Source organism: Paraburkholderia ultramafica (assembly GCF_902859915.1).
GTDB lineage: Bacteria > Pseudomonadota > Gammaproteobacteria > Burkholderiales > Burkholderiaceae > Paraburkholderia > Paraburkholderia ultramafica.
Genome location: NZ_CADIKK010000093.1, coordinates 1 through 5,682, shown reverse-complemented (window position 1 = coordinate 5,682; position 5,682 = coordinate 1). Strand labels below are relative to the sequence as shown.

4 protein-coding genes and 1 pseudogene are annotated in these 5,682 nt (G+C 61.5%); all 5 read right to left on the bottom strand.

From position 1 onward, the window contains the following. Nucleotides 1-110: 110 nt before the first annotated feature. Nucleotides 111-2,162, bottom strand: a pseudogene (locus HV744_RS35955) (error-prone DNA polymerase); the annotation flags it as partial. Between the two features lie 18 nt (nucleotides 2,163-2,180). After that, nucleotides 2,181-3,647: a Y-family DNA polymerase gene (locus HV744_RS35950; protein ID WP_175154000.1), complete on the bottom strand. Its 1,467-nt coding sequence runs from the start codon at nucleotides 3,645-3,647 to the stop codon at nucleotides 2,181-2,183. Further along, entirely contained in the window at nucleotides 3,577-4,290 is a 714-nt protein-coding gene (imuA, locus tag HV744_RS35945) for a translesion DNA synthesis-associated protein ImuA (RefSeq protein ID WP_175153999.1), read from the bottom strand. Before imuA ends, HV744_RS35950 begins: the two co-directional genes overlap by 71 nt. Before the next feature lie 238 nt (nucleotides 4,291-4,528). Next, nucleotides 4,529-4,822 (bottom strand): hypothetical protein, encoded by a 294-nt coding sequence (locus HV744_RS35940; RefSeq protein ID WP_175153998.1) that lies wholly within the window; start codon nucleotides 4,820-4,822, stop codon nucleotides 4,529-4,531. Between the two features lie 62 nt (nucleotides 4,823-4,884). Further along, the gene (locus tag HV744_RS35935; RefSeq protein ID WP_175153997.1) at nucleotides 4,885-5,340 is read right to left on the bottom strand and encodes a hypothetical protein; all 456 of its coding nucleotides are present in this window, start codon (nucleotides 5,338-5,340) and stop codon (nucleotides 4,885-4,887) included. Between the last annotated feature and the right edge of the window lie 342 nt (nucleotides 5,341-5,682).

Below are 5,682 nucleotides of genomic sequence, written 5' to 3'. Positions count from 1 at the left end.
ATCAAGCAAGAAACCGCATTCTTGAGGCCGTTCGAATCCGCGTTCGACACCACTTCCAACTGGCGCCATTACGGCGATCATCCCCGGCGCCTTTACGCCGATCCGTGACAGCCGGCGGAGAACCCGGCCGCCAGCATCGCGACCTGCATCACCTGTTCCTGAAAAATGGGCACGCCGAGCGTCCGCGCCAACGCTGTCTCCATTGCCGGACTAGGGAAGGAAACGGGTTCGAGCTTCTGCCGGCGACGCAGGTACGGATGCACCATTCCGCCTTGCACGGGGCCCGGTCGGACGATGGCCACCTCGATCACGAGATCGTAAAACTCTCGCGGCTGAAGGCGGGGGAGCATGCTCATCTGCGCACGCGACTCGATCTGGAAAACGCCGACCGTATCTGCCCGGCAGATCATCTCGTAGGTCGCCGAGTCTTCCGCCGGGATGTCCTGCATCTCAAACGGCTCGCCCCGTTGTTGGGACACCAGATCCAGCGCGCGGCGGATGGCCGTTAGCATGCCCAGTGCAAGCACGTCGATCTTCAGAAGGCCGAGCGCTTCGAGGTCGTCCTTATCCCACTGGATGACGGTGCGATCGACCATCGCTGCATTTTCAATTGGAACGAGTCGCGAAAGCTTTCCGCGCGCAATGACAAACCCGCCAGTGTGTTGGGAAAGATGTCGAGGAAAACCAAGCAACTGCGCTGCGAGATTCGCCCACTGCTGAAGCATCGGGGCTTCAGGATCGAGACCGGACTCCGTAAAACGATTCAGCAGATCAGCGCTCGAATCGAACCAGTGGTGCGCCTTCGCCACTTTATCTACGATCGCTGGATCGATGCCTAGTGCCTTACCCGAATCCCGTAATGCGCTCTTGGGTCGGTAGGTCGTGACTGCTGCAGCGAGTGCCGCGCGCGTCCGTGAGTATTTGGCGTAGATGTATTGGACGACTTCCTCGCGACGATTGTGCTCGTAGTCGACATCAATGTCCGGCACGTCGGCCCTTTCTTTCGAAACAAAGCGTTCGAAGAGCATGTTGCTGCGCGCGGGATCGACTTCAGTGACACCCAGGCAGTAACAGACCGCCGAGTTGGCAGCCGACCCACGACCCTGGCAAAGTATTCCTTCGTTGCGCGCGAACCGAACGATGTCGTAAACCGTCAGAAAATACGGCTCGTATTTGAGATCCGCGATCAGACCAAGTTCATGTTCGATCTGTGTCTGCACCTTGTGCGGGATGCCTGCCGGAAAACGGCGATGCGCGCCGATGTACGTTTCCTGTCGAAGGTATGCGGTCGGCGTCACTCCCGCCGGCACCAGCTCGTCCGGATATTCATAGCGGAGTTCATCCATCGCGAAGGTGCAACGACTCGCGATGTTGATCGTTTCGGCGAGCGCGTTCTGGGGGTAAATGTTGGCGAGTCGAAGGCGCGACCGCAGGTGCTGTTCCGCATTCTGCGCCAACTCAAATCCGCATTCCGCGATAGACCTGTTAAGCCGTATGGCAGTAAGCGTGTCTTGCAACGGCTTGCGCGAACGAACGTGCATCGTCACGCCGCCTGTGGCAACGACGGGGACGAGGTGCTTTTCCGCAACATACTGGACGATGCCCCGATGGATGTCGTCCATGGCGCGAGCGTGAAGGGTCAGTGCTATCCAGCAGCGACGATCGAACGTCGATGCCAGCCACTCTACCTGCGCGTCGAGTCGTTCCTCCTTTGCGGGGAATTCCGGCGACAGGATGGCGAGGCATTCGGGAAGCCCCCGAAGATGTGAGTACGGACCATTCGGGCGAGCGAGGTCGTCTGGCGTGAGGAGGTATGAGCCCTTGCCCGTGCGGGTGCGAGCGAGCGTAATGAGCTCGGAGAGATTGCCGTATCCTTCGCGGGTCTGCGCGAGCGCAGTAAATGAGAGGGCGGTCGAACCGTCAGCGTTGGTCAGCTGAAAATGTGCGCCGACGATCAGGCGCACATTGGCCTCTTTTGCCGCGACGTGCGCGCGCACGATTCCCGCGAGCGAGCATTCGTCGGTGATGGCGATCGCCATGTATCCCAGTTGCTCGGCGCGTGCGATCAGATCCTCGGCGTGCGACGCGCCACGCAGGAACGTGAAGTTGGAGAAGCACTGCAACTCGGCATAGCCGGGCAACGCTGATGAGTACAGGTCCATGAATGGGCGAACTTCGGGCTATCCGAAAAGTCCGTGCAGGAACCAGCGGGGATCTTCCTCGTCGCGGCTGCCGACCCGTTCGCGATAGATCCAGTAGCAGGTATGGTCGTCAGCCTCGGCGACGAAATAGTCCCGCGTCACAAGTTCTCCGCCCCACCACCCGGCCTCGACGCGCTCGCCGGGAGAGACGGTGCGCAGTGGACTTCCATAGAACGGACGATGCTGTCGGGTCATTAACTGGATGGGCGTTTCCAGAAGCCACGCCGGGCGCGGCTGGTCGCCCGGCAGCACGCAGCCTTTGACATCACTGTTCACCGGGACCCAGTTCGCGATGACCTCGGGACGGTGGTCGGCTACTGGCGCCGCGCGAAGAACGTTCTCCGGGCCGAGCCGTGCGACCAGTAGCTCGATCAGCCGGTTGTGATCTTCCGCGTTGCCACCAGGTTCCGGGAAGAGGGTGTCGGACGGTGGTGCTGCAGCTTCCACGTCGTTCACGTCCAGGCGCAACGCGATGACGGAAGCTACGAGTTCGATGCGACCCAGCCTCTCCTTCAGAAGACGCGTCAGATGCTCTTCGTGCCACGTTGGCTCAGCCAGCGCAATCTCGATGTCGGTCGGCGGCAGCGCCGCGCGGCCGCGCTCATGCTCCAGCTTCAAGGTGAAGCGGGTGAGGGCAAACTGCTTGCTCGCAAGCCAGCCGGTCAGTTGGACGAGCAGACGCCGCGCGCAAAACAGTACCGCTTCGGCGTGTTCAACGCGATCAGGCAACTCAAGCCGCGCGCTGAAGGATGGGGGCGCCTGAACCCACTCGAACAGTTCGGGCGACTCGCCGACCGCTCGATCCAGCGCGTCCAGCAGCGCCGTTCCGCACCGCTTTTTCAGGCCCGCGCGCGGCAGGCGCATCAAGTCCGCAACCGTCGTGCATCCCAAACCCTCAAACCAGTCGGCAAAGCGTCGCGCGTCGGGGACGAGCAACGCCGGCAGGCGGGCAAGTTGCAGTTTGAACGAGCGTACTGAAAGCCGGCGCCCGCCCCGGTACCGCGCCATCAACCACGCGCCCTGTCCCGTTGGGGCGACGCTCGTCTGAACGGAGTAGCCGAACGCGTTGAGGGCGCCGCGGATCGCCCGCAGGATGGACCGGATGCCGCCGAACAATCTCAGGCTTGCGGATACGTCGATCAGCACCGTCTGCTCTTCAGCAAGCGCCACTTGCGGGCTGAACTGCATGAGCGCCGTCGCGACCTCCGAAACGGCATGCTGCTCGCGAAGTTCGTCGCGATCGTGAAGCGAAGCACCGGGCGCGAGTGTGAGTACGCCCCCCTTGCGCATGCCCACGCGAATGCCCGCATCGCTTGCGCGCCTGTCGCAAGTTATGACGCGTTCATGATCGAGCACGACCAGACCTCCTTGAGAATCAGGGGACCAGTTCGGCCGGAAGACTTCGCGGCTGAGGTGCGGCAGATACACGCCGATCCAGATTTGCATGACGGTTCAACAGGATGGGCGAATGAGACAGGGGGACAATCAGGGGTTCTGCGAGCGCCGGGCCACGGCGCTTCACAAACTCCACAGCTACGCTGTCGCGACGCGGCCGCACAGCAATCCGTAGTGGAGCAGGCGAGGTGTCGCTCACGCTGGCCAGAGGTCTGAGCATGAAAAACAGCGTCTCGGATGTCTGCGCCGCAAGATGGAGACGACGCAGCGATTCTGGCCGGACATGCGTTTGCCAGAACATTAGTGCGCCGAAGGTGCCGGCACGTAGAATCTGCTCGGCGGCCCACAGCATGTCCGCGGTCTTCGACGCCCGTATCACATTGAGCGACTTTTCCGGCAAACCCCAATAAGCCGCCGCTTCAGGATTAAACCGATGCGGTGCATTTAGCAGGCCGATCGGTCGACTGGCCACCGCACGGAGGGCGGGCAGTAAGAGGCGCAACTCCCCGACTCCGGCCTGCTGAACCAGGACGTCCGTCAGCGCGCCTCGCGGCCAACCGCCGCCCGGCAGTTCGGTCGCAAGATTCCCGAATCCGCAGGGAACAATGTGCGCGCGCCCAGACGCAAGCTGCGAACCGCGCCAGAGCGATGAATGAATGGTTTCCGGAGCAGGGGAAGCCACAGCGCGCCTCATACTGTATGGATATACAGTATTCTAGCACTTGGAAAACCCAACGGTTCGTTTCGTTTCCCCGGGGAAACGGAGCAGGCTGGCGTAAGCAAAACTCCCGGTAAGGTTGATGTTTGAGGCGTTTCCCCGGGGAAACGGCAAAACCGCACGCACGTTCGTTTCGGTCGGTGCGCCAGATCCTGACGGGGCATAGTGAAGAGCGTCGCACACGATCGCCGGAGCTCACGCGGACTGCATAGCGTCACCAGGCATCATCGTCAATGTCGCTCATACCCGTCCCGGCATCGTTACCTTCAGCCCCCTCACCGTCAATGCGTGGCCAAGGCCATGCCGCCAATGCCCACGCAGGGGGCGCGTCGATGCACTCGAAGCCATACTCATGTGGCTCATCGAAAATATCGGGAAACGTTTCCTCGAATATCTGCTGCATGTATTCGACGTGCTCGACGCTCATCGCGTGCCACTGTCGCCGGAAGCGATCCTGTCCGGCAACCGCCTTCCGGGCCAGGAGGTCGATCAGGATGCGATGCTTCATATACGGCTCGCTCGGCCAAAGTGATTCCCAGTCGCCGACGACGTACCGACGAAATGCCGCGGTCATTGGAGCATCGTCGCGAGTTTGGCCGCGACTGGTTTGGCACCGTTGTGATCCACATAGAAGGCGACGGAGCCGCCCGTAACGTCGTGCGATCGTATATGAACCGGCTCGTCCTTATTCCGACCCGACTGCGTAACGCCTCTTTTCGGCTGCCTGAATTCGAGTGCATTGAACCGGATCGGATACGTGAGGAAATCCGGGCCGGTCTGCACGACGAGCTGGATACGATCGAGTCTGACGCCGATGAGGTCCTCCCTAACGATCCTGCCCAACACGACGTCGAGGACGGCAGCGAGGTCTGGCTGCTGCGGTTGTGACGGTTCGCCATGCACGAGGTGAACGATGGCGCGGACGGAGTTTGAGTGACCCGCAAGCACGATCCGGTAGCGCGCAACGCGCGGCTCGCGGCTCGCGGCCGGGTAGATGATGTCTTTGAAAGAGCCTTTGTAGACCATGCGTGACCTCGGGATTGCGCGCCGAACACTATGTACGACGCACGCCCCACGATACGGATACCTAAGCGAAGTCAAGCGGGACTGGACGCGTGGCACATCGACGAGAGGGGAGGGACCATTCCCATTCCTGTCGCCGTTGCGACGGCAAAAGCGTCAATTGTCGGTCGCGGAGCCTCCCGGTTGGACGTTGCCTTCGCTGGGCGCGCCCCTTCGCCCCTGTCGGGCAGAATCCGGCCGAGGCTGTGTAAAAACTCGAATGATCACCTAGACTGAATCAACCTGCTGAAACGAGAGGCGCAGATGGGGCGATTTGTCGAAGGTGCGGAACGCAGTCAGACGACA